General features: G+C 60.8%; 17 protein-coding genes. 8 read left to right on the top strand and 9 right to left on the bottom strand.

Annotated elements, in window-relative coordinates; all coding sequences use genetic code 11:
• Nucleotides 1-44: 44 nt before the first annotated feature.
• Nucleotides 45-824 carry a bifunctional 2-polyprenyl-6-hydroxyphenol methylase/3-demethylubiquinol 3-O-methyltransferase UbiG gene (gene ubiG / locus G359_RS00370; protein WP_045834520.1) on the bottom strand — a complete coding sequence of 260 codons (780 nt, stop codon included), beginning with the start codon at nt 822-824 and terminating at the stop codon, nt 45-47.
• Between the two features lie 197 nt (nt 825-1,021).
• Here ubiG and G359_RS00365 point away from each other — a divergent pair, with 197 nt between their 5' ends.
• The 6 genes from G359_RS00365 (at nt 1,022) to G359_RS00340 (ending at nt 9,300) form a co-directional block, all read left to right on the top strand.
• Nucleotides 1,022-2,284 (top strand): aspartate kinase, encoded by a 1,263-nt coding sequence (locus G359_RS00365; protein ID WP_045834519.1) that lies wholly within the window; start codon nt 1,022-1,024, stop codon nt 2,282-2,284.
• Nucleotides 2,285-2,367: 83 nt separating this feature from the next.
• Nucleotides 2,368-4,662, top strand: coding sequence for a phosphoenolpyruvate--protein phosphotransferase (ptsP, locus tag G359_RS00360; protein ID WP_045834518.1), 2,295 nt, complete (start codon nt 2,368-2,370; stop codon nt 4,660-4,662).
• 101 nt (nt 4,663-4,763) lie between these two features.
• Nucleotides 4,764-5,645, top strand: a complete 882-nt coding sequence (locus tag G359_RS20855) for a helix-turn-helix domain-containing protein (protein ID WP_045834517.1) — start codon at nt 4,764-4,766, stop codon at nt 5,643-5,645.
• 120 nt (nt 5,646-5,765) lie between these two features.
• Entirely contained in the window at nt 5,766-6,845 is a 1,080-nt protein-coding gene (gene prfA / locus G359_RS00350; protein WP_045834516.1) for a peptide chain release factor 1, read from the top strand.
• A gap of 1 nt (nt 6,846) precedes the next feature.
• Nucleotides 6,847-7,749 (top strand): peptide chain release factor N(5)-glutamine methyltransferase, encoded by a 903-nt coding sequence (gene prmC / locus G359_RS00345; protein WP_052699121.1) that lies wholly within the window; start codon nt 6,847-6,849, stop codon nt 7,747-7,749.
• Between the two features lie 426 nt (nt 7,750-8,175).
• Entirely contained in the window at nt 8,176-9,300 is a 1,125-nt protein-coding gene (locus G359_RS00340) for a DUF4167 domain-containing protein (RefSeq protein WP_045834515.1), read from the top strand.
• 303 nt (nt 9,301-9,603) lie between these two features.
• Here the strand turns inward: G359_RS00340 and G359_RS00335 are convergent, their stop codons facing one another.
• The gene (locus G359_RS00335) at nt 9,604-10,380 is read right to left on the bottom strand and encodes an MOSC domain-containing protein (protein ID WP_045834514.1); all 777 of its coding nucleotides are present in this window, start codon (nt 10,378-10,380) and stop codon (nt 9,604-9,606) included.
• A gap of 194 nt (nt 10,381-10,574) precedes the next feature.
• On the opposite strand from G359_RS00335, the gene clpB reads away from it, so the two are divergent.
• Entirely contained in the window at nt 10,575-13,169 is a 2,595-nt protein-coding gene (gene clpB / locus G359_RS00330; RefSeq protein WP_045837467.1) for an ATP-dependent chaperone ClpB, read from the top strand.
• A gap of 109 nt (nt 13,170-13,278) precedes the next feature.
• Here the strand turns inward: clpB and G359_RS00325 are convergent, their stop codons facing one another.
• From G359_RS00325 to G359_RS00305, 5 genes are all read right to left on the bottom strand, one after another.
• Nucleotides 13,279-14,754, bottom strand: a complete 1,476-nt coding sequence (locus G359_RS00325) for a DUF1254 domain-containing protein (protein WP_045834513.1) — start codon at nt 14,752-14,754, stop codon at nt 13,279-13,281.
• 349 nt (nt 14,755-15,103) lie between these two features.
• Nucleotides 15,104-15,913: an anti-sigma factor family protein gene (locus tag G359_RS00320; protein WP_045834512.1), complete on the bottom strand. Its 810-nt coding sequence runs from the start codon at nt 15,911-15,913 to the stop codon at nt 15,104-15,106.
• Nucleotides 15,910-16,452, bottom strand: coding sequence for a sigma-70 family RNA polymerase sigma factor (locus G359_RS00315; RefSeq protein WP_045834511.1), 543 nt, complete (start codon nt 16,450-16,452; stop codon nt 15,910-15,912). Before G359_RS00315 ends, G359_RS00320 begins: the two co-directional genes overlap by 4 nt.
• A gap of 38 nt (nt 16,453-16,490) precedes the next feature.
• Nucleotides 16,491-16,868 (bottom strand): c-type cytochrome, encoded by a 378-nt coding sequence (locus G359_RS00310; protein WP_045834510.1) that lies wholly within the window; start codon nt 16,866-16,868, stop codon nt 16,491-16,493.
• A 4-nt stretch (nt 16,869-16,872) separates the two neighbouring features.
• Nucleotides 16,873-17,817: a metallophosphoesterase family protein gene (locus G359_RS00305; protein ID WP_045834509.1), complete on the bottom strand. Its 945-nt coding sequence runs from the start codon at nt 17,815-17,817 to the stop codon at nt 16,873-16,875.
• Nucleotides 17,818-18,036: 219 nt separating this feature from the next.
• On the opposite strand from G359_RS00305, the gene G359_RS00300 reads away from it, so the two are divergent.
• Nucleotides 18,037-18,462: a c-type cytochrome gene (locus G359_RS00300; RefSeq protein WP_045834508.1), complete on the top strand. Its 426-nt coding sequence runs from the start codon at nt 18,037-18,039 to the stop codon at nt 18,460-18,462.
• A gap of 73 nt (nt 18,463-18,535) precedes the next feature.
• Here G359_RS00300 and G359_RS00295 read toward each other — a convergent pair whose 3' ends face one another.
• Nucleotides 18,536-18,778, bottom strand: coding sequence for a hypothetical protein (locus G359_RS00295; protein ID WP_045837466.1), 243 nt, complete (start codon nt 18,776-18,778; stop codon nt 18,536-18,538).
• 244 nt (nt 18,779-19,022) lie between these two features.
• A complete protein-coding gene (locus G359_RS00290) occupies nt 19,023-21,095 on the bottom strand; it encodes a M23 family metallopeptidase (protein WP_245279879.1) in 2,073 nt (690 codons plus the stop codon).
• Nucleotides 21,096-21,606 lie beyond the last annotated feature (511 nt).

Below are 21,606 nucleotides of genomic sequence, written 5' to 3'. Positions count from 1 at the left end.
GTCGTGCTCAGTACCTTTGCTCGTTCGATCCGTGCGTCATCCGTTCAGGCCGTTCGCGCCCTTTGTGCCGACATCAGGTAATTGACGCCGGTATCGGGATTTCGCGACCACACGTCCTGCAACGGATTATAGGTGATGCCTTCCAAGTGTGCGCCGGACAAACCGGCAGCCTCGGCGTAACGGCGAAGCTCTTCCGGCGTAATGAAGCGGTCCCACTGATGGGTGCCGCGCGGCAGCCAGCCGAGAACGTACTCGGCGCCGACAATGGCGAGCGCCCAGGCCTTGAGCGTTCGGTTTAGCGTCGAGAACACGGCAAGGCCGCCGGGCGCAACGAGGGACGCGCATTCGGCAACGAACTTCGCGGGATCGGGGACGTGCTCGACGACCTCGAGGCATGCGACGATGTCGAACGAGCGGCCTTCGGCGACAAGGTCTTCGACGCGCGCAACGCGATAATCGATCGCGAGGTCCTGCGGCTCGGCGTGTGATTTTGCGATTGCGATATTGCGTTCCGAGGGATCGATGGCCGTCACCGTCGCGCCCATGCGCGCCAGCGGCTCAGCGACAAGTCCCCCGCCGCAGCCGATATCGATGGCGGTCAGACCCGAAAGGGGCCGCAGGGCTTTGGGGTCGCGGCCGAACTGTTTTACGGCCGAATCGCGGATGAACGAGAGGCGCGGAGGACCGATCTGGTGAAGGGGGCGGAATTTGCCCTGAGGGTTCCACCATTCGGATGCGAGCCGGGAAAATCGCTCGACTTCTTCGCTGTCGAGCGTCCGATCTCCAGCTCCAGATTGTGGTTCCGATTGTTGCGGTGCGATCATTCTCTTCTCCGGTCCTTGGGCGTTACTCGTCAGCCGGCCCGCCTACTTGTCAAGCGATTGTCCGTTGCCGGCCGGTTGTGGGCAGTTGCAGGGGGGCGCGCGAGCCGCTAAGAAGCGCCGGACTCAATCCAAATCTTAATACGCGTTTGGCCCCCGTTAGGGTCCGAGCGGGTTTGCTCAGGGAAAGCACTTCGCCGATGGCGACGGTAGTCATGAAATTTGGCGGGACCTCTGTCGCCAATATCGAGCGCATTCAGAACGTTGCCCGGCACGTCAAGCGTGAGGTCGACGCCGGCAATAAAGTGGCCGTCGTCGTATCGGCGATGGCTGGGGTGACGAACCAGCTCGTCGCCTGGGTCAAGGAAGCCTCGCCCCTTTACGATGCGAGGGAATACGATGCCGTCGTTGCAACGGGTGAGCAGGTGACTGCGGGCCTTCTCGCGATCACGCTCCAGTCGATGGGGCTCAGGGCGCGCTCCTGGAGCGGCTGGCAGGTTCCCGTCAAAACGAATGCGGCTCACGGCTCGGCCCGCATCACCGACATTCCGGGCGACCACATCAAAAAATCGATCGAGGGCGGCGAAATCGCCGTCGTCACCGGATTTCAGGGAATAGAGCCGCTCGAGAATCGCATCTCGACGCTCGGCCGTGGCGGCTCCGATACCAGCGCCGTTGCGATTGCCGTCGCGCTCGAAGCGGACGTGTGCGACATTTATACCGATGTGGACGGCGTCTATACGACGGACCCGCGCATCGTTTCGAAAGCGAAGCGGCTCGCCAAGATCTCGTATGAAGAAATGCTCGAGATGGCGTCGCTCGGATCGAAGGTTTTGCAAACCCGCTCCGTCGAGCTTGCAATGGTCTACAAGGTCAAAACGCGTGTTCTTTCGAGCTTTGTTGCGCCTGACGGCATGAAGGCTTTCAGCCCGGACAATATCGAGGACATCGGAACTATCGTATGCGACGAGGATGAGATCGTGGAACAGCAAGTCGTGAGCGGCATCGCCTACGCCAAGGACGAGGCCAAGGTTACCCTGCTCAAGGTGGACGATAAGCCGGGCATCGCGGCGCGGATTTTCGGGCCGCTCGCGGATGCGAACATCAACGTCGACATGATCGTCCAGAACGTCGGTGCGGACGGCAAGCACACGGACATGACGTTTACGGTCCAGGCGGCCGAATTACCGCGCGCACTCGACGTCTTGAAGAAGGCCAAGGCGGACATCGGGCATTTCGACATCAAGAGCTCGGCTGACGTCGTGAAGATTTCCGTTATCGGCGTCGGAATGCGCAGCCATGCCGGCGTCGCATCGCAGATGTTCAAGACGCTCGCGGAAAAGGGCATCAATATTCACGCGATCTCGACGTCCGAGATCAAAGTCAGTGTATTGATCGAAGCGGCGTATGCGGAGCTTGCGGTTCGCGCGTTGCATTCAGCCTACGGGCTCGACAACGATTAGGCGGGGCGCCCTTCCAAGCCCCGTCTCTTTGCGGATATGAATGAATCTGCGGCAGGTCTGCCGGCGGGACGGTTGGCAAGGTCATGATAGCGCGGCGCGACGATCCGAGGCCCCTACCGAGCGAAACCTCGCTCAGGGTGATCATGCGCCATTTGCGCGAGATCATGGCCGATGGGGGCGAGGGGCAGGAAAAACTCGATCGCATCGTGCGCCAGATCGCGGGCGTCATGGTTGCCGAGGTCTGCTCGATCTATCTCAAGCGCCAGGACGGCTCGCTCGAGCTTTTCGCGTCGGAAGGCCTCAATCCCGATGCCGTCCATACAACCCGGTTGAAGCGCGGCGAGGGTCTCGTCGGGCGAGCGTCGGAACTCGGCACGACGGTGAACGAGCCGGAGGCTTCGAACCATCCGGCGTTCTCCTACCGGCCGGAGACGGGCGAAGAAATTTACCACTCGCTGCTCGCAGTGCCGATTTCGCGTTCGGGGCAGGTTCTCGGCGTGCTTGTCATTCAAAACCGGACGCCTCGCGAATATTCCGACGAGGACGTGGAGGTTCTGCAGGCGACCGCGATGGTGATCGCGGAAAATCTCGTTTCAGGTGCGGTGGCGGGTACGGTCGCCGCCATCGAAGCGTCGCGCTCGCAGCCGGGTGTGATCGAGGGCGAACCGATTTCGGAGGGTATCGCGCTCGGCCACGTGGTGCTGCACGAGCCGCGCATCGTCGTCACGCAGCTGATGGCGGAAAACCCCGCGATCGAACTCGAGCGTCTCGAACTCGCTCTCGATAAGCTGCAAAAGAACATCGACGAGATGTTCGAGCACGAGCATCTGTCGAATGTCGGCGAGCATCGCGACGTGCTCGAAGCCTACCGCATGTTCGCTCATGACAAGGGCTGGCATCGGCGTTTGCGCGAAGCGGTCGAAGGCGGACTGACGGCGGAGGCGGCCGTCGAGCGTGTGCAAAATGCCATGCGTACGCGCATGCTGCGCCAGCACGACACGTATTGGCGCGAGCGGCAGCGCGACCTCGACGATCTCTCCGACCGGCTGCTGCGCGTCCTCGCGGGACGCCTCAAGAGTTCGGAGGACGATGGCGGGCTTCCGCCCGATACGATCCTCGTCGCGCGCACGATGGGGCCTGCCGAGCTTCTCGATTATGACCGGAGCCGGCTGCGCGGTCTCGTCGTCGAGGACGGGTCGAGCCAGAGCCATGTCGCGGTCGTCGCCAAGGCGCTCGGAATCGCGGCGATCGGGCAGGCGACGGGCATCGTCGATAGAGTTTCCGCTGGAGACGCGGCGATTGTCGACGCGGTCACGGGCGAGGTTCATCTCCGCCCCACGGGCGAGCTGATCTCGGCCTATTCCGACAAGGTGCGGTTCCGCGCGCGCCGGCAGAAGCGTTATCAGTCGCTGCGCGATCGTCCGGCCATCACCAAGGATGGCGTTCCGATCGCCTTGATGATGAATGCCGGTCTTCTGGTCGACCTGCCCCATCTCGATGAATCGGGTGCCGACGGCATCGGGCTCTATCGGACCGAGCTGCAGTTCATGCTGTCGGAGGCGTTTCCCCGTCTCGACCGGCAGACGCAGCTTTACCGTTCCGTGATCGACGAAGCGAATGGCAAGCCCGTCGTTTTCCGCACGCTCGACGTCGGCGGCGACAAAGTCCTTCCGTACCTTCGCCAGCCGAAGGAAGAGAATCCGGCAATGGGCTGGCGCGCGATCCGCATGGCGCTCGACCGGCCCGAGCTTTTCCGGCTTCAGATCCGCGCGCTGCTCAAGGCGGCGGCGGGCCGAGAGCTACGCGTCATGATCCCCATGGTGTCCGCGAGCTACGAGCTTGGAGCCATTCGGGCGCTCATCGAACGGGAGAAGGCGTTCCTGACGGAGCATGGGCATCAGCTGCCAGAGGCCGTGCTCGTCGGCGCCATGTTCGAGGTTCCGGCGCTGCTGTTCGAACTCGACGCGTTTCTGTCGCGGGTCGATTTCGTGTCGGTCGGATCGAACGATCTCATGCAGTTCCTGTTTGCGTCCGACCGTACGAACGCACGCGTGGCGAGCCGCTTCGACGTGCTGGCCCCGGCGCCGCTCAGGGCGCTGCGGACGCTCGTTACGGCGGCGGAACGATACAGCGTTCCGGTGACCCTCTGCGGCGAGATGGCGGGCAGCCCGCTCGAGGCGATGACGCTCATCGCGCTGGGCTTCAAATCGCTGTCGATGGCGCCGGCTTCGATCGGTCCGATCAAGTCGATGGTGTTGTCGCTCGATGCCGGCAAGGCGACTGCCTTTATCAACGGACTTTTGAAAGAGGGTGCGAAAGACGTGCGCATGTCCTTGCAGCAATTCGCTGAAAGGGAGCGGGTCGCGATCGACGGTTAAGGATTGGCGACGGATTTTTACGCGCGGCCTTTGACAAACAAGGATTTTTAGCCAAGAGTATACTTAACATTTGGGGGCCGGCGTGTGTTGCCGGGTGTTGTATGCGTCGGGGCTTTGTCGAGACCGTTCCGGTCGGGGGTTATGAGTATGCGCGACCGGTTGCGGCGCGCGTGGATTCTCCTCAACATCAGCAAATCGCCGAAAGCGGGGCCCTCATCGGGCAATTCTTCATCGATCTGCGGCGCGCGCTGCACCTGACCCTGCCGCAGGCGGCGGAATATTTGCAGGTTCGCCCCGAAGTCATCGAAGCGCTGGAAACGGGCCAGGTCGAATATCTGCCGGATTGGCACGACACGTCCGCGATCGTCATGACCTATACGTCGATGGCTGGCGTCAACGGCCGGCCCGCGCTCAATGCCATCGGCAGCCTGATCTCGTATTTTTCGAGCCTCACGCCCGCACCGCGGCAGCCGACGATTACGGAGCGCCTGCAACAGCAGCAGCCGCTAGTTTCGTATCAGCCGCAGCCGTCTGCGTATGCGCAACCTTTTCAGCCGCGCCCGGAGCCTGGCGTTCAGGTTGGCTCACACGTCGCCTCACAGGCCGTTGCGCAGGCTAGCTTGCCGGCACGATCGCAACCCGCCCGGCCGGCGAGAATTCAGGCGGCCGGAAACTTCATGCGCGCGGGGTCCGCATTCGCGAACGGAGCCAGGCGGTTGCCGCAGGAGGCGCTCAATCAGGTCCGGCAGCGGCCGCAGCGCGCACTTTACGCCCTGTCGCTGCCGCTCGGCTTCCTCTTGCTCCTGATGCATTCATCGATTTTCGACACCGTCGCCCGGCCGTTCGGGTCGGCGGTGCGCTGGGTCAGCAGCTATTTCCAAGAGCATTACGGCCCCGTTCGCGACGGCCTGCGGTATATCGAAGTCGATGACCCCCGGTCGCGGCGGGGGGATAAATTGCAGATCAGCGGCGGTTCGTATTAGATACGCGCCATCTGCTGCGCGACGTTCGCGCTCGGAGCGCTCCGCGGTTCTTGCGCGGCCTGCAATCAATCCATTCGGCAAAACCACCGGTTACTCCCACCGGCGAAAATCATCGGACACATGTCAGCACTGCCGCGCGATAAACTTGACCGTCTTTCCGAGCGCTGGGTCGCTATTCAGGATCAGCTCAACCATGGCGTGTCGCAAGCCGACTACGTGAGGCTCACGAAAGAATATTCGGAGCTGAGCCCGGTCGTGGCGCAGATCGACGCGCTGCGCAAAGCCGAGGCCGAGAACAAAGATCTTGAGCAGTTGATCCGCGATTCGGGCGCCGACAAGGACATGGTCGATCTCGCCTATGCGGAACGCGCGGAATTGGCCGACCGCATCGCGGGGCTCGAGCAGCAGCTTCGCATTGCGCTTTTGCCGAAAGATGCGGCGGACGAGAAAAGCGCGATCCTCGAAGTGCGTGCCGGGACGGGCGGCGACGAAGCCGCGCTCTTTGCGGCTGATCTCTTCCGCATGTACACGCGCTACGCCGATCTCAGGGGCTGGAAGACGGAGGTCATTTCGGCGTCCGAAAACGATCTCGGCGGCTACAAGGAAATCATCGCTTCAATCACGGGACAGGGAGTGTTCGCGCGGCTCAAGTTCGAATCCGGCGTGCACCGGGTACAGCGCGTTCCGGCGACCGAAGCGAGTGGGCGCATTCATACGTCGGCCGCGACGGTCGCGATCATGCCGGAAGCAGAAGATATCGACATCGATATCAAACCCGAAGATATCCGCATCGATACGATGCGGGCAGGCGGAGCCGGCGGTCAGCACGTCAACAAGACGGAAAGCGCCGTTCGCATCACGCATTTGCCGACAGGCATCGTCGTCGTATCGGCGGAGAAATCGCAGCATCAGAATCGCCGCTTAGCGATGAACGTTCTCAAGGCGCGTGTCTATGAACTGGAGCGCGAGAAGGCCGCGAACGAACGATCCGACGCGCGTAAATCGCAGGTCGGCTCGGGTGATCGCTCGCAGCGCATCAGGACTTATAATTTTCCGCAGGGCCGGGTGACCGATCACCGGATCAACCTGACGCTCTACAATCTCGACGAAGTCATGACGGGCGCCGGTCTCGATCCATTGATCGACGCGCTCATCACCGATCATCAGGCGACAATGCTCGCGGAACTGAGCGCGGCGTAACATGCCGGTATTGCGCGTTAACGATTTGCCTCACGTGCATCTTCGGCCAGAGCAGACCGTCGCCGAGGCTTTGGCGGCGATGACGCGGGCGTTCACCGAGCAAGGCCTGGATAGCCCGCAGCGCGACGCGCGTTTTCTGCTGCAGGGTTTACTCGGGATGGATGGCGCGCAACTGCTCTCGGGATCATCGCGGCCGTTGGGAACGGCGGCGGATATCGTCAGCGACGGCGTCAATCGCCGGCTTGCGCATGAGCCTGTTTCGCGAATTCTAGGGCGACGCGAATTCTATGGGCGGATGTTCACCGTTACGCCGGACGTTCTCGATCCGAGACCCGATACCGAGGCCGTCATCGATCTCGCGCTCGACGTGATAAAGTCGAGCGGGCTTTCGGGGAGGCTGCTTAGAATTGCCGATATCGGTACGGGTTCGGGCATTCTCATTTCAACGCTGCTCTCCGAACTTCCGGATGCGACTGGGGTCGCGACCGATGTCAGTTTGGCCGCACTTGAAGTTGCCAGGGGCAATGCCGATAAACTGGGTGTTGCCGACAGAATTGAGTTCGTTGCGACATCTGGTCTCTCCGGATGCGCTGGTCCGTTCGACCTTATCGTCTCAAACCCTCCCTATATAAGCGAGGAAGAGATTGTCGGCCTCGAGCGGGAAGTGAAGGATTTCGATCCGCTTCTGGCTTTGGTTGGCGGGGCGGACGGGTTGGACGTTTACCGCGAGATCGCCCGTAACACATTGGAATTGCAGCGGCCTCTGAGGCTCGTCGTCGAGGTGGGATCGACCCAGGCGGACGCCGTAGAAGAGCTGTTTGCGGCGGTTGGCGCGCGGCCTTTGGCGCGGCGTCTCGATCTCGGTGGCCATGCCCGGGCTGTTGCAATGGAGATACATCTCTGACCTAACCGATCATTTCTATTTGCGGAAACTCGTTTCCGGAGTAGTATCGCCATTGAAGAGTTTGATCGGATGCGCCCGGAGCAGACGTGCCGCTTAAGCGGCGATTAACCCGGCCTTCCCATCTCAGATCATCAGCGCAAACTTTGTCGGACCCGTTAGTCCGTTGAGTGGCGAGTGTCGGGCTTCTTTCCTCGGCGCGTGTGCTGACAAAGCTCCTTTGAGGACGGCTCTAGAATCATTTGCAGGGTTGATGAACGGGATTACTGCGATTTTGCCCAAGGCAGTGGGGCAAGAGCCGGGACTGCGGTCCGTGGGGCAGTGGTGACTTTAGAATCGACTTATTGAATTGGATCGGAGGATCCATGGCGCCGCATACCGATCAGCGTGCGCCGGTGGCAACGTATCAACAGGCATGAACGGGAGCCCATGAGGCAAGGTCAACAGAACCGTCGCGGTCGCGGTCGAAACAACAATAACAATAATAATAACCGCAAATCGCAAAATCCCCTGATGCGCAGTTTCGAGAGCTCGGGGCCGGACGTGAAAATTCGCGGCACGCCCTCGCATATCGCCGAGAAGTACATAACCTTGGCGCGTGACGCGCTGTCGTCGGGCGATCCGGTGCTGGCTGAGAATTATCTCCAGCATGCTGAGCATTATAACCGCATCATCCTCAGCTATCGCGAGCAGATGGCGCAGCAGGGCGGCGTTGACCCGATGGGCAACGGTGCCGCGCGCACGCATTCGCTTGCCGGGCCTGAAGGTTCGGACGGTGATGAGTTCGGCGACGAGGAAGGCGACGAGTTCGGCGGTCAGCCGCAGCTTGGCCAGGGTGGCGCGCAGCCGGATGGGCAGCCGCCTTTCCCGCAGCAGCAGCAACAGCCGCGCAACTTCGACAATCAGAACCGGTACGAGAACCGCCAGCCGCGGCACGATCGTTTCAATAACAATCGCAACGACCGTAATGATCGCAACGACCGGGGCGACCAGCAGCGGTTCGATCGTGGCGATCGGGGTGGTGACCGTCAGGATTTCCGTGGCGATCGCGGTGATCGTTACGAGCGCAACGGGCCGGGTGGCGGCGAAAACCGCTACCGCGACGACCGGCGGCCTTATGGCGGCGATGGCAATCAGGGCGAAGGCGGTTTCCGTCGGCGCGAGCGTTATCAGGCTCCCAACGGCAATGCCCATGGCGGCGATCGCGAAGCGCCGAACGGCAGCAGCTACCCGCAACCGAACATCGGCGCGCCGTCGCCTGTTGCTGAGCGTACAGAACGTCCGGAACGCGCAGAGCGCCCGGAGCGAGCCGAGCGTCCGGAACGCGCAGAACGTCCCGAGCGGGCAGAGCGTCCCGAACGAGCAGAACGTCCGGAACGGGCAGAACGTCCCGAACGGGCGGAGCGTCCGGCGCCGCAGCCAGTAGCTGCTCCGGCCTCCATCGAGCAGGAACAACCGGCATTCCTTCGCCGTCCGGTTCGCCGTCCGCGCCGTGAGGAGCCCGCTGAGGCTCCGGTCGCTCCGCCGACCGCTGCGAACGAAGACCAGGAATAAGCGCGATCATCGCGTACGCATTTTTTCGCCGGCTACGGTCTCCGTGGCCGGCGAATTTTTTGGGCGGGGGTGGGTGTTACAACTTCCCGTCATGCCGGCGAAGGCCGGCACCCAGACAAGTTTCAGCAGGTCAGGTGGATGCGGTTCGTTCGGAGCGGACTGCTGGCAGAACACGTGCTGCCCGTTGGCTGGATCCCGCAAGTTTTTCTTTGGCGCCGGCGACTCGCGTTCCGCGAGCCGGCCGCCGGCGCATTGTGGGTCCCAGCTCTGCGCTAGCGCTCCGGCCGGTATGACAATGGTCGATCAGCCAGTAATCTCGAAGGTGTCACCGATTCCAATGCTGCCGCCATCGATGACGCGGGCGTAGACGCCGAAATCGGAGTGGCCGAGCGTCTTCAAAAGAAATGACGGGATTTTCAAATCGCGTACGCCGGTTTCGGGATCGACGTTGGTCGCGGCGCAGCGCTGGGTGCGCTTGAAGACTTCAAGCACCGTGCCGCCGTTGCTGCGCAATCTTTTGCCGATCAGGCCGAGTTCGCTCCATGGCTCGAGCCCGTCGATCACGAGATTGGGCCGAAAGCGGCGCGCGTCGATATTGGCGCCCAGCATTGTGCTCAGCGACTCGATGCTTTGGCGATTGATGACGTGCACGCATTTGGCTGCGACGTCGGAAAAGCTGTGGCCGGGGCTCGAAACAATCCGAGGTCTGCCGCGAAGGCCCGAGGTCACGACCTTGGCGATGGCGTCTTCCATCCGGTTGCGGCCCGCTTCGGTGCGAAGATCACCGCGGGCGATCTCGACGCCGGCCTTGGCGATCACGAGGGTCGATGTCTTGTCGTCGAACTCGGCGTGAAGCGTTGCCAATTCCTCGTTCTTCATCAGCATGACGAAGTGGATCTTCGAGACGTGGCGAGGCTTCGCGGGATCGAAGGGGCCGGGTCCGTTCTCGATGGCGTATGCGCGATCGAAGGGCAAAGTTTGCAAGGGCGTCAAAACAACGTTTTCGAGTGGTTCCGGCATCAAACCTTTAACCGGGTAGCGATAAAGAGCTTCAATCCTTGCGGGACCAACCTTTGTCATGCCGAGAATTTTCCCTGATTTTTGCTTCGAGAGCCCCTTTTTCGGGCGCCGCCCGCGCCTATATCGCAATCAGCATACGGGGCGGTGGGGATGCTTACATTGGGTCTTTTTCCGCGCCGGGATGATAAATATCAAATCGCATGGCATTCTTTCCGGGCCTCATGGGGCGGGTGGAATGTGCTGGAGGACGCGACATGAATTTTGAACGGTACACGGACCGCGCCAAGGGCTTCGTTCAAGCAGCCCAGTCGTTGGCACTGCGCGAAAACAATCAACAGGTTACTCCCGCCCATCTTCTGAAAGTTCTTCTCGACGACCCTGAGGGTCTGGCGAGCGGGCTCATCCAGCGCGCGGGTGGCGACTCGCGCCAGGCCCTGCGTGAGGTCGAAGCGGATCTTGCCAAAAAGCCGAAGGTGACCGGCGGTTCGGGTCAGGTCTACGTCGCGCCCGAGACGGCGCGGCTATTCGATTCCGCTGAGAAGCTTGCCGATAAGGCCAGCGATAAGTTCGTGACGGCCGAGCGGCTGCTGCTCGCACTTGCGCTCGATACGTCGACGGATGCCGGAAAGATCCTGCGCAACGCGGGCGTCACCCCGGACAAGATCAACGGGGCCATCAACGACATCCGCAAGGGACGCACGGCCGATACCGCGTCGGCCGAACAGGCCTATGACGCGCTGAAGCGCTATTCGCGCGACCTCACCGAAGCGGCGGCGACCGGCAAGCTCGATCCCGTCATCGGCCGCGACGAAGAGATCCGCCGCACCATTCAGGTGCTGTCGCGGCGCACGAAGAACAATCCTGTTCTCATTGGCGAACCCGGCGTCGGCAAGACGGCGATCGCGGAAGGCTTGGCGCTGCGCATCGTCAAGGGCGACGTGCCTGAGAGCTTGAAGAACAAGCGGCTTCTCTCGCTCGACATGGGCGCGCTGATCGCGGGCGCCAAATATCGCGGCGAGTTCGAGGAGCGGCTGAAAGCCGTGCTCTCCGAGGTCGAGGCCGAGGGTGGCAACATCATTCTTTTCATCGACGAGCTTCACACCATCGTCGGCGCCGGCAAGACGGAAGGCTCGATGGATGCGGGCAACCTGTTGAAGCCTGCGCTCGCGCGCGGTGAGTTGCACTGCGTCGGCGCGACGACGCTTGAAGAATACCGCAAGCACATCGAGAAGGATGCGGCGCTGGCACGGCGCTTCCAGCCGATCTTCGTCTCCGAGCCGACCGTCGAGGATACGATTTCGATCCTGCGCGGCTTGAAGGAGAAGTACGAGCTGCATCACGGCGTGCGCATCACCGATAGCGCGCTTGTCGCGGCTGCAACGCTGTCGAACCGCTACATCACCGATCGCTTCCTGCCCGACAAGGCGATCGACCTTGTCGACGAGGCGTCGTCGCGTCTTCGGATGCAGGTCGATTCCAAGCCCGAAGAACTCGATGCGATCGATCGCGATCTCATGCAGTTGATGATCGAGCGGGAGGCCTTGAAGAAGGAAACCGACGCCGCTTCGAAGGATCGTCTTGGCCGCATCGAAAAGCAGATCGCGGATCTCGAAGAACAATCGAAAGCGATGACGGCGCGCTGGGAAGCCGAGAAGAAGAAGCTCGGGTCGGCCCAGAAGATCAAGGAAGAGCTCGACAACCTGCGCAACGCGCTCGAACAGGCGCAGCGCAAGGGCGATCTCGCGCGTGCGGGCGAGCTTCGCTATGGGCGGATTCCGGAACTCGAGAAGAAGCTGCAGGACGTCGAACAGCAGGAAGGCAAGGGCGCTCTCGTCGAAGAGGCCGTGACGCCGGATCAGATCGCGGCGGTCGTGTCGCGCTGGACAGGCGTGCCGGTCGACAAGATGCTCGAAGGCGAGCGCGACAAGCTTCTCAAGATGGAGGACGCTCTCTCGAAGCGCGTCATCGGTCAGCGGGAAGCGGTTATCGCCGTTTCGACGGCGGTTCGCCGTGCGCGCGCCGGGCTGCAGGATCCGAACCGGCCGATCGGCTCGTTCATGTTCCTCGGACCCACCGGCGTCGGCAAGACTGAGCTGACGAAGGCGCTCGCCGGGTATCTCTTCGACGACGACACGGCGCTCATCCGCATCGATATGTCGGAGTACATGGAAAAGCATTCGGTTGCCCGTTTGATCGGCGCGCCTCCGGGCTACGTCGGTTACGAGGAAGGTGGAGCGCTGACGGAAGCCGTGCGACGGCGGCCGTATCAGATCATTCTCTTCGACGAGATCGAGAAGGCGCATCCGGATGTGTTCAACGTGCTGCTGCAGGTTCTCGATGACGGGCGCCTGACGGATGGCCAGGGCCGCACGGTCGATTTCAAGAACACGCTGATCGTGCTGACGTCGAACATCGGCGCGGAATATCTCGTCAACCTGAAGGAAGGCGAGGATACCGAGACGGTGCGCGAAGAGGTGATGACTGAGGTCAGATCGCGGTTCAGGCCCGAGTTCTTGAACCGTCTCGACGACATCATTTTGTTCCACCGTTTGCAGCGGAGCGAGATGGCGAAGATCGTCGACATTCAGATCGACCGTCTGCGGAAGCTCGTCGCGGATCGCAAGATCAAGATCGAACTCGACGATCAGGCGCGGCAGTGGCTCGCCAATCGCGGCTACGATCCCGCGTACGGCGCGCGGCCGTTAAAGCGCGTCATTCAGCGGAACGTGCAGGACCCGCTCGCCGAGCAGATCCTCGCGGGCGGTGTCAAGGACGGCGACACGGTGAATATCTCCGTGCGCGATGGTGCTTTGACGATCAATGGCTGGCCCGCGAAGGCAGCGGCTTGATTCAGTTTCGGACGCGATGCGATGAGCGTCGCGTCCGATTCTGACCGAAGCCGACCTTCCTTTGAAAAGCGGAACGCCCGGCGAGTGAGGGCCGGGCGTTCTTATGATCTCACTGTGCTGTGATACCTACACGACGCGTCACCGGCGGCGGGTTCCATTTGCCGGTCAGCGCATCGGATTTCGGAGCATAGAGGCGCATGGTTAGATTGAATGGCCCTTTTGGTGCTGGCAGCCAGTTCGCTTCGTTATCGGCGCCGGGACTCTGGTTCTGAAAATAGAGATCGAGTGAGCCATCCGCGTTGAATTTGAAGGGCATCCAGCTACTCACGGCGAAACGATTTAGACGGTTGGCAACCTGGAACCCCTCTTCGTCATAGAGCGTGATTGACCAGAAGGCATCCACCGGTGGCATTGCGGCCTTGTCAAAGTGGATTGTGTATTTGCTGGCGCCGTCGAGAGGCTTTCCCGTGTCGTCTGCGAGGTTTGCTGGATAAATCGCATCCTCGGGCAGGTTAGCACCGAGCCCATATTGGGTAATCAGGGCTCGCTTCAGATAGTAGTTGCCGTAGACGCCCATCGTATCGGTGTTCATCGACCAGCCATTGGCCACACGCGCTAGTGTCGGGAGCTTCCACTTGAGGAGCTGCTGAGCGTCCTGTGGAACCGTTTCAAGAGCCTTTTGAACGGCGGGATCCAATTGGGTGACATCGAAGCTTTTGCCGGGTTCGATGCCGATCCGACGCATCTGCGCGATGATGGGTTGATCTGTTATGTGCGGAGGATGCAGCTTCAAGAGTTCAGCCGCGTAAGCAAAGAATTTCCCCGCAGACATCGTATCGACGAGGGTTTTTGGCGGCGTCTGCACGTCAACGCTCGGATCAATCTTGGCTTCGATGGGCGCCGGTGTTTTTCCCCACTCGGACAGCGGCGTGATCTTGTAGCCAGACTGGATCTCGTGAACCGCATCATAGTCAGCCGGGCCATCAGTCTTCGTGCGGCCGATAATCCAGACGTAGGGCGTCGGAGCGTCGATACGCTGGGTGTCTTTGGGCAGCTTGAACTCGTCGATAAGTTTCTCTTTCAAATCGGGCCTCCAACCCGGAGGCACGATAACGAAGTTACCGGCTTGCGTTCCGGTGGTTCGCCAACCGGGTGAGGCAAAGACATCCGTCCACATGTCGAGCATCGGTAAGAGGTAGTATCGTCCGTGCGTATCGGGCACCGAGACAACCACAGGCTCTTTCGTAAGATCGAGCCAGGCGCTCGAATAGAGCGTATCGAAATTCGGGCGGACGACGGTCCGCATGTCGGCGCTCGGATAGGCGTCTATATTAGCGAAGGTATTCATCGGACCACCGATCGATCCTTTGCCCGGCGCTGTGTTAATGAGCTGCTTCCGGGTCAAATCCATAGTCACGGGGGAATAAAAATAAAGGTAGGCATTGACGGCAATGTCGTGCGCTTCCTGCGGGCTGATGGCCTGGGCTTTGACCGCCGTTGCGTGCCCAACCGCTACGGCAAAGGACAAAGCGGCAAAGAGCGCGTTAAGAAGTACGTTTCGTCTTCGTACTGAACTTGCTGGCATCGTGCAGGCTCCTGCCCTCTCGATACCCCACGCCCGGAATGCAGATTACTGTTTTTCGCCGATCGCGTCAGGTCACATATTGCGCAAGGCAACTAACGAAGAATTGGGCTTCTTGAGCGGAATTAAAGAAACTATTCCCGGTTTATCCGGGTGCAGCACAATCTCCTACATCAAGCGCCGACATCTTCGTCATGCCGACGGAGATGTTGGCATACAGAAAACTGTTCATCTCGCACGTTTAGGTTTGGCTGGATCCCGGCCTTCGCCGGGATGACGGTGGGGAGTTGTGTTGTTTGCAATCGGCGACTCCGCTGGCGCGGAGCCGACCGCCGATTGCGTTGCGCGGAGTTCAGTCGATGCGTGCGGCTTGGCGCCAGAGGTTCACGAATTCGTCGAGTTCGTTTTCGGCGAGATCGGAGACGACCGAGTATTCGAAGTCTCGCCCTTGCCACCGGATGACGAAATATCCGTCGCGCGTCGTTCGGGTGGGAAGTTCGGTGCTTGCCTTCTGTCCGAGGCGAGGCACGGCTACGACGCTGATGACATGCGCGCGACGTTTGTAGACGAGCACTGGGACAGGCTTTCCGTCGATCACTTCAACGCGGCCGCCTGCGAGGGGAAATCCTGCGCTCGACAGATCGACGACCTGGGGGGAAAGCGCGAGCTTGCTGTCGAACCACGGTTTGACGGTGTGGCGGTCACTCGAGGCAACGTCGAAAGGCGTCGCCGCCAGCAACGCACGCTGATGATCGGCGACGATCGCCGCGATCTCGTTCGACGCGGAGTTCGGACGCAGGATTGCGTAGGTGCCTCCTGCCGCTATCGCCGCTGCGAGGACCGCGGCGGCCGCCATTTCTCGCCAGGGGTAGCTGCGCGTGAGAGGTGGCGAGGAGACGCGTTGCGTTACTGGCGGCGGCGTTTGTTCGGCCATCGCTTCGATGCGTCGGCGAAATTCCTCCGAAGTCTTTTGCGTCTTCAACTGAGATGCAAGCGCCGCACGCAATTGAACGAGGCGATCATGTTCCAGCTTGAGTGTCGCGTCGGTGGAGATGCGGCGCTCGATATCCAACATGGACGCGGCATCCAGCTCGTTGTCCAGATAAGCGTTCAGCAGAAGAAGGGATTCTTCGCGGGAGGACCATGACGATGGCTTGTTCATGCTGCGCCTGCCTTTCCCTTGCCGGCTATGGCGAGGCGCTGAATGAGCAGGTTTCGCGCGCGCGCAAGCCTGGACATGACGGTTCCTATGGGGATCGACAAAATTTTGGAGATTTCCTGATAGCTGAGTTCTTCGATCTCTCGGAGTATCAGCGTTTCGCGATAGGGACGGGGCAGCGCTGCAATCGCACTATGCAGCTGTTCGGCGTCGATCTTGTCGATCAGCATGGCCTCGGGTGATGCCTGTTGATCGACCATTTCAAGACCAGCCCGCTCGAAGAGTGCTTCGTCGTTTGTCGTCACGGACGTTTTCGGCCGGTTCTTGGCGAGCCACGTGAAAGCCGTGTTGCGGACGATGGCGAGAAGCCACGCCCTGCCATTGATGCCTTTCGCCGTGGCAATGGCGCGGTAGGCTCGCAGGCAAGCATCCTGCACGACATCTTCAGCGTCTGACACGTTGCCGGTCAGCCAGCGCGCGAGCGACAGCGCATCGTCGAGATGGGGCAAGACCACGTCACGAAATTGCTGCCGCTCGTCCATTCGTGTGCCTGCACGTCAGCCTTTACGCTTCTGAATTTCTATTTTGCACGCTGCTTGAGATATTCGATGACGTCGGCGCGATCCTTGGCGCTGTCGAGATGATAAAACATTCGCGAGCCCGGTAGGAACTTTTGCGGATCGGTGAGCCACCGGTCGAGCGTATCGTCCGTCCACGTAATACCCGAATTCTTGACGGCCGGCGAATAGCTGTAGTCCGGAACCGAGCCCGCCTTCCTGCCGAAGACGCCGCGATGTTTGGGGCCGATGTCGTTGGTGTCGAGCGAATGGCAATCTTGGCAGCCCTGATAAAGCTCTTCGCCGTGCGACGCGTCTCCGGCTCCCAATGCTGGTGCGTGTCCGAGGACTATTGCAGTAAGCACGACGGCGGCTGCAGTTAACGCGCATGCAATTTTCATCGGATCAGTCCGCGAGTGAGGTGTCGGTGATGGCGAGCGGGGACTCGTTTCGTTTGAACGCGACGTTCGTGATGCCCAACACGCTCCGAAGTTTATCGGCCGGTACGACCATGGGTCCGGGAGACGGCGCGGCGCCCGGCGCCGGTTGCGGAAAGGCGGTCGAGCGCGCGGTGTGGAACGTGATGTTGCCTTCAATCTTTTGCATGAGTTGATGGATGTGGCCGTTGAGAACGGTCACCGATCCAAAGCGCTTCAGATAACCGAGAGCTACCGCGGCGTCGTCGGTTCCCCATCCCCAATTCGGATAGACCGACCAGAGCGGAATATGCGCGAAAACGACAATCGGCGTTGAGGATGAAAGCGGGCGCAGATCGTCTTCCAACCATTCGAGTTGCTCGGGGCCGAGATAGCCCAGGCCGAATTGCTTGAGGTTGACGACGTTGTTCAGGCCGATGAAGTGCACGCCGTTTTGATTGAAGCTGTACCAGCCTCCGCCGTGAGTGCCTTTGCCGTAGCGTTCAAGATAGGCTTTCTGCGTTATCGGGTCGGTGATGTCGTGTTCGCCGGGAACGTAGTGCACATCGAGACGCGTGCTGCCGATGATCTGATCGGCATTGTCGAATTCCGCCGGCTTGGCGCTGTGCGTGATGTCGCCGGTATGGAGCATGAATGTCGGCTTGGCGGGCAAGACGTTGATCCGGCCCACTGCTTCTTTGAGCGTATCGAGCGCGTGAGGGTTTGCTGCTTTGTTGAAGCCGACGTGACTGTCGGAAATCTGGAGGAAGGTGAAGCCCGACTGCGCGGCTTCTGCCGCTTCGGCGCGGTCGAGCAAAGATAAAGATTTTGGAACGCCGCCAGCGACTGTCCAAAGCACGCCCGTTCCCGCCCAGATCATGCATTCCAGCGCGTGCCGGCGATTCAATCCGTCGTCGTGTTCATTATCGTCCATGAGTATCCCTTTCTGCGAGGTCCGCAAATTGGCGGATCGAAAGGGTAGACTCGGCGGCCGGTCTGCTTATTCCCGGCGATTGTGGGGATCGCGCGCGTGCGGAGCTTGTCGCATTTGTAAGGCGACGGAGAGCAACGGGGGCGAACGTTGTGAAGTTTTTAAAGCATTCGCTGCGTATCAATTTTCGATACTTACTCTCCAATCCTCACCCAGGGGCCCATGAAAAAAATCTCCCTTCAGGCCGGCATCGCGCTCGTCGCTGCGGCAGCGACTCTCTACGGTCTCGGCACGACCGCTACCCTTCTCGCTCAAAGCAACTCGAACGACGATCTCGAACTCGCTTTCAACGGCCATTGCCGCGAGTGCCATTCGTTCGATAAGGGCGACAATCGATTGGGCCCGACGCTTTACGGTGTCGTCGGCCGGAAAGCCGGAACAGTTCCTGGCTTCCCCTATTCCGACTCGCTCAAGGGTGCGGGCATCACATGGAATGAGAAGAATCTTGACCAGTGGATCGCAAATCCGAACGCCGTCGTGCCGGGCAACAACATGGGCGCGATTTTCAGTGGGCTGTCGGACGCTGGCGAGCGCGCGAAGATTATTGCCTTCCTCAAGCAGGACACGAAGAAGGGCGAAAAGATGTGAGGAAATTTTTGTTTGCGATCGGCGACTCCACTCCGTGGAGCCGGCCGCCGATCGCGGAGATTAAGGAGTTTAATTAGTTGCGGGCGCGGCGATAGTGGGCGCGTCGGTAGCAGCGTTTCGCTCCGATCTTGCAAGCGATGTTCGGCCCGGCGGTGTAGCCGATCACGCCGCCTGCAACGAGACCAACGGGGCCGAACACGACGGCTCCGGCCAATCCGCCCAATGCTGCGTCGGTGACGCGCTCGTATGCGTTTGCTGCGGCCGGCGCGAGGATAAGTCCTGCGGCGACGACCACACATCCTGCAAAGGTTTTCATAGCTCCTGTTCCCTCGGTGATTTCGTCCCCCGCGGACGCGTGTTGAGACCCTGCCAACATCTTCCGCGATTCGAAATTTGATGGCGACCCGAGCTTTCCATCAGAGCATTCACAAATGGTTTCCGAGGATTTTACGCGTGCGATTATTCTCGAAACTGCACAAACGTCAGCTTCACCGCGTCGCGTGGCACATATGGGCGGCCGGACGATCGAGCTGAGAAAAATCAAGTTCAAATAGGCGGTGCTATTTGTTCGCCGTCATGACGGGTGCGCGGCGCATTAAATCTTCAATGCGGGCGCGTTCCTTCTGGAACTCGGCGAGGTCCTTGCCGTCGAGCTTTCTTTCGCGCGGCACCTGAATCGACATCGGATCGACGAAGCGATTGTTGACGAGCACTTCGAAGTGCACGTGCGGGCCTGATGACAACCCGGTCGATCCGACGAAACCGATGACTTGGCCTTGACGGACTTTCATGCCCGGCGTGACGTTCCCGAAGCGGCTCATGTGGCCGTAAGCGGTCTGATAGCCGTTGGCGTGACGGATACGGATATAATTGCCGTAATAGCCTTTGTGTCCGACTTCCTCGATCGTGCCGTTGCCGGCGGCAATGATCGGTGTGCCCGGTGCGCATGCCCAGTCGACGCCGGTGTGCATCTTTCGCGTGTTCAGTAGTGGATGGAAGCGCACGCCGAAGCCTGAAGTGAGGCGCACATCCTCGCCGCGCACGGGCTTGCGGACGAGAAACTTTTTCGAGTTGTTGCCGTCTTCGTCGTAGTAGTCGACGACGCCGTCGGCCGAGCGGAAGCGATAGAATTTATAGACGGCGCCGCCGCTCGAGATCGCTGTGTAGAGAAGTTCTCCGGGGTTCCCGTCGGTCGATTGATCATCCTTCATGTCGAAGAACATCTCGAGCGTATCGCCCGGGCGTACGCGGCGTCGGAAGTCGGTATCGAAGGCGTTGATGCTCAGAACCTTCGAGATGGTATCGGCCGGCAGGCTCTGCGTCAGGCCAGCGAGATAGACGCTCGCATAGAGGCTGACATTCTGCGGATCGTCGCCGTCGCTATTGGCAATTTGCTGCAGCTCGGCGTCGAAGGGCGGTTGCGATGATCCCACGAATTCGCCAGCGGCGCTGCGGCTGACGGTGACGAGATGATCGTGGCCGTCGGAGAAAATAGAGTAGCGCGCTGGCTCCATCTTCCGCGGATCGGACAGAGATGGAATGAGCGTTATGCGAACTTCCTGACCCGGTACGAGCGCGTTTTCCGAGAAGATACTGTGGCCGGCCTCGATCATGCTGTGGACGTCCCACTCGGGGGCGCCAGCTTTTGCGAGGATTTTCGCGAGCGTGTCTTGCGGGCCGACCTTGACGACGATGACCTGGCCGCCTTCGAGGTCGTCGGATGGTTCGTCGGGCGCCTCGGTCGACTTGAAGATATCGGTTGTATTCAGATTGTCGGCAGTTGCCGCTTTCGGCTGCCAGGAGTCGGTGCCTTGCGTCGGTAGCGCCGGGCCTGATCCGGCGACGCCATCGAGCGGAAGACCGGAGCCGTCGCCTACGTTTTCGCCAGAGTGGCCGGGGTCGGCGCCGCGTTCGACGATGTCCTGGACTTCCTGAGCGTCGAGCTCCTGGCCGTCCTCTTCAGGCAAGATGCCGCCCAGAAGCTCGACGACCTTCGTCGAGACGTCCGACCGAGACAGCCCGCTTCCGGCGTTGTCGTCTGCGTCCTCTCCGAGTTCGGAGGGCTGGCCGCTGCCGTAGAGCTTGAACGGGTTGAATGTCGGGATGTCCGACTTTTTGTCGGCCGGGACCGGGGCGAGGCGCGCGACGATGCGGGCGTAAGGCTTCTGGCGAACATACTCGCGACTGTCGCGGCGGCTCTTTGAGGATTCGTGGATGATGTAGCGGGTCGAGAGGGCGCCAGTCGTAAGCTGCAAGCGATCGGACTTGGGCGTGACCCACTTGAGACCGCCGGCATTTTTCGGCGTCAGAGCGATTTGGGGGACCATCACCCCCTCGCCGAGGCTTTTCAGCGCCGGAAGCAGGCCGTCGTTCGAGCGATCGCCATCGTCGGAGGAGCCATAGACGACGATGAGGATTGCCATGGCGCCGATGGTGGCGGCCAGGCAGGTGCTCAAAATCCAGCGAAACCTGCCTCCGGCTGCCGGCTCGGCGTGACTTTCGGCTTCGTAGATGTGCTGGAAAAAACTGCCGCCGCGTCCCGCATAGGCATTGGTGGGCAAAAGGCGCGTGTCGTCGTCGGGGGCAAAAGCCCCCTCGGTCGCGGCCGAAACCTTCTTTCGACTCTGAAGCACTCTCGGCAGGTCCCCCACAGCCCCGCGAGGTCTCTCTTACAAGCTTTTTAGCGGAGAAGCGCGCCGTTTCCGGGGCGAGTGCCCTCGGAAGGTAGCCAAACACGCCGTTAACGCCCGTTGAGACGACCAGCCGCCGGACCCTGAAACGGGCGAAAAACCCATTATGGCGCGGCGACGTACACCCGACATACGTTTGTGAGACAATCGGGGCATGGTCAAGGCAGGGCCTGGGAGACGGTGCTTAGAGGCGCCGGCGACCGGACCCGGTCGAAAATTCGCGCCGTGAGTCAGTTGAGTCAGGCCGGGAGGGAGGCGTTCGAGACGCTTTCCACACGGGTGTGAGAAAGGCCATTGACTCTAAGTTCCTGAAAAACCCTCGTTTTTCGGGCTGGATGAATTTCTTCTAAGAAATTTTGGAACCGGTGTTGACACCGAAGTCGGGATATTGTTTAAACAGCCTCGTTGGCGGGCCACACGGCCTCGCCGCCCTCGCAGGGCATTAAATCTTGAA

Source organism: Hyphomicrobium sp. 99, from assembly GCF_000384335.2.
In the GTDB taxonomy this organism is placed as follows: Bacteria; Pseudomonadota; Alphaproteobacteria; order Rhizobiales; family Hyphomicrobiaceae; genus Hyphomicrobium_B.
Note: the sequence above shows the minus strand (reverse complement) of the source record. Positions and strands in the feature narration are given on the sequence as shown.

What these genes read in the sequence shown, in the direction of transcription:
- ptsP (WP_045834518.1), top strand. Translation starts at nt 2,368, where the DNA reads ATGATAGCGCGGCGCGACGATCCGAGGCCCCTACCGAGCGAAACCTCG.
- G359_RS00335 (WP_045834514.1), bottom strand. Translation starts at nt 10,380, where the DNA reads ATGACAAAGGTTGGTCCCGCAAGGATTGAAGCTCTTTATCGCTACCCG.
- G359_RS00325 (WP_045834513.1), bottom strand. Translation starts at nt 14,754, where the DNA reads ATGCCAGCAAGTTCAGTACGAAGACGAAACGTACTTCTTAACGCGCTC.
- prfA (WP_045834516.1), top strand. Translation starts at nt 5,766, where the DNA reads ATGTCAGCACTGCCGCGCGATAAACTTGACCGTCTTTCCGAGCGCTGG.
- G359_RS00310 (WP_045834510.1), bottom strand. Translation starts at nt 16,868, where the DNA reads ATGAAAATTGCATGCGCGTTAACTGCAGCCGCCGTCGTGCTTACTGCA.
- G359_RS00295 (WP_045837466.1), bottom strand. Translation starts at nt 18,778, where the DNA reads ATGAAAACCTTTGCAGGATGTGTGGTCGTCGCCGCAGGACTTATCCTC.
- G359_RS00305 (WP_045834509.1), bottom strand. Translation starts at nt 17,817, where the DNA reads ATGGACGATAATGAACACGACGACGGATTGAATCGCCGGCACGCGCTG.
- G359_RS20855 (WP_045834517.1), top strand. Translation starts at nt 4,764, where the DNA reads ATGCGTCGGGGCTTTGTCGAGACCGTTCCGGTCGGGGGTTATGAGTAT.
- prmC (WP_052699121.1), top strand. Translation starts at nt 6,847, where the DNA reads ATGCCGGTATTGCGCGTTAACGATTTGCCTCACGTGCATCTTCGGCCA.
- G359_RS00365 (WP_045834519.1), top strand. Translation starts at nt 1,022, where the DNA reads ATGGCGACGGTAGTCATGAAATTTGGCGGGACCTCTGTCGCCAATATC.
- clpB (WP_045837467.1), top strand. Translation starts at nt 10,575, where the DNA reads ATGAATTTTGAACGGTACACGGACCGCGCCAAGGGCTTCGTTCAAGCA.
- ubiG (WP_045834520.1), bottom strand. Translation starts at nt 824, where the DNA reads ATGATCGCACCGCAACAATCGGAACCACAATCTGGAGCTGGAGATCGG.
- G359_RS00315 (WP_045834511.1), bottom strand. Translation starts at nt 16,452, where the DNA reads ATGGACGAGCGGCAGCAATTTCGTGACGTGGTCTTGCCCCATCTCGAC.
- G359_RS00300 (WP_045834508.1), top strand. Translation starts at nt 18,037, where the DNA reads ATGAAAAAAATCTCCCTTCAGGCCGGCATCGCGCTCGTCGCTGCGGCA.
- G359_RS00320 (WP_045834512.1), bottom strand. Translation starts at nt 15,913, where the DNA reads ATGAACAAGCCATCGTCATGGTCCTCCCGCGAAGAATCCCTTCTTCTG.
- G359_RS00340 (WP_045834515.1), top strand. Translation starts at nt 8,176, where the DNA reads ATGAGGCAAGGTCAACAGAACCGTCGCGGTCGCGGTCGAAACAACAAT.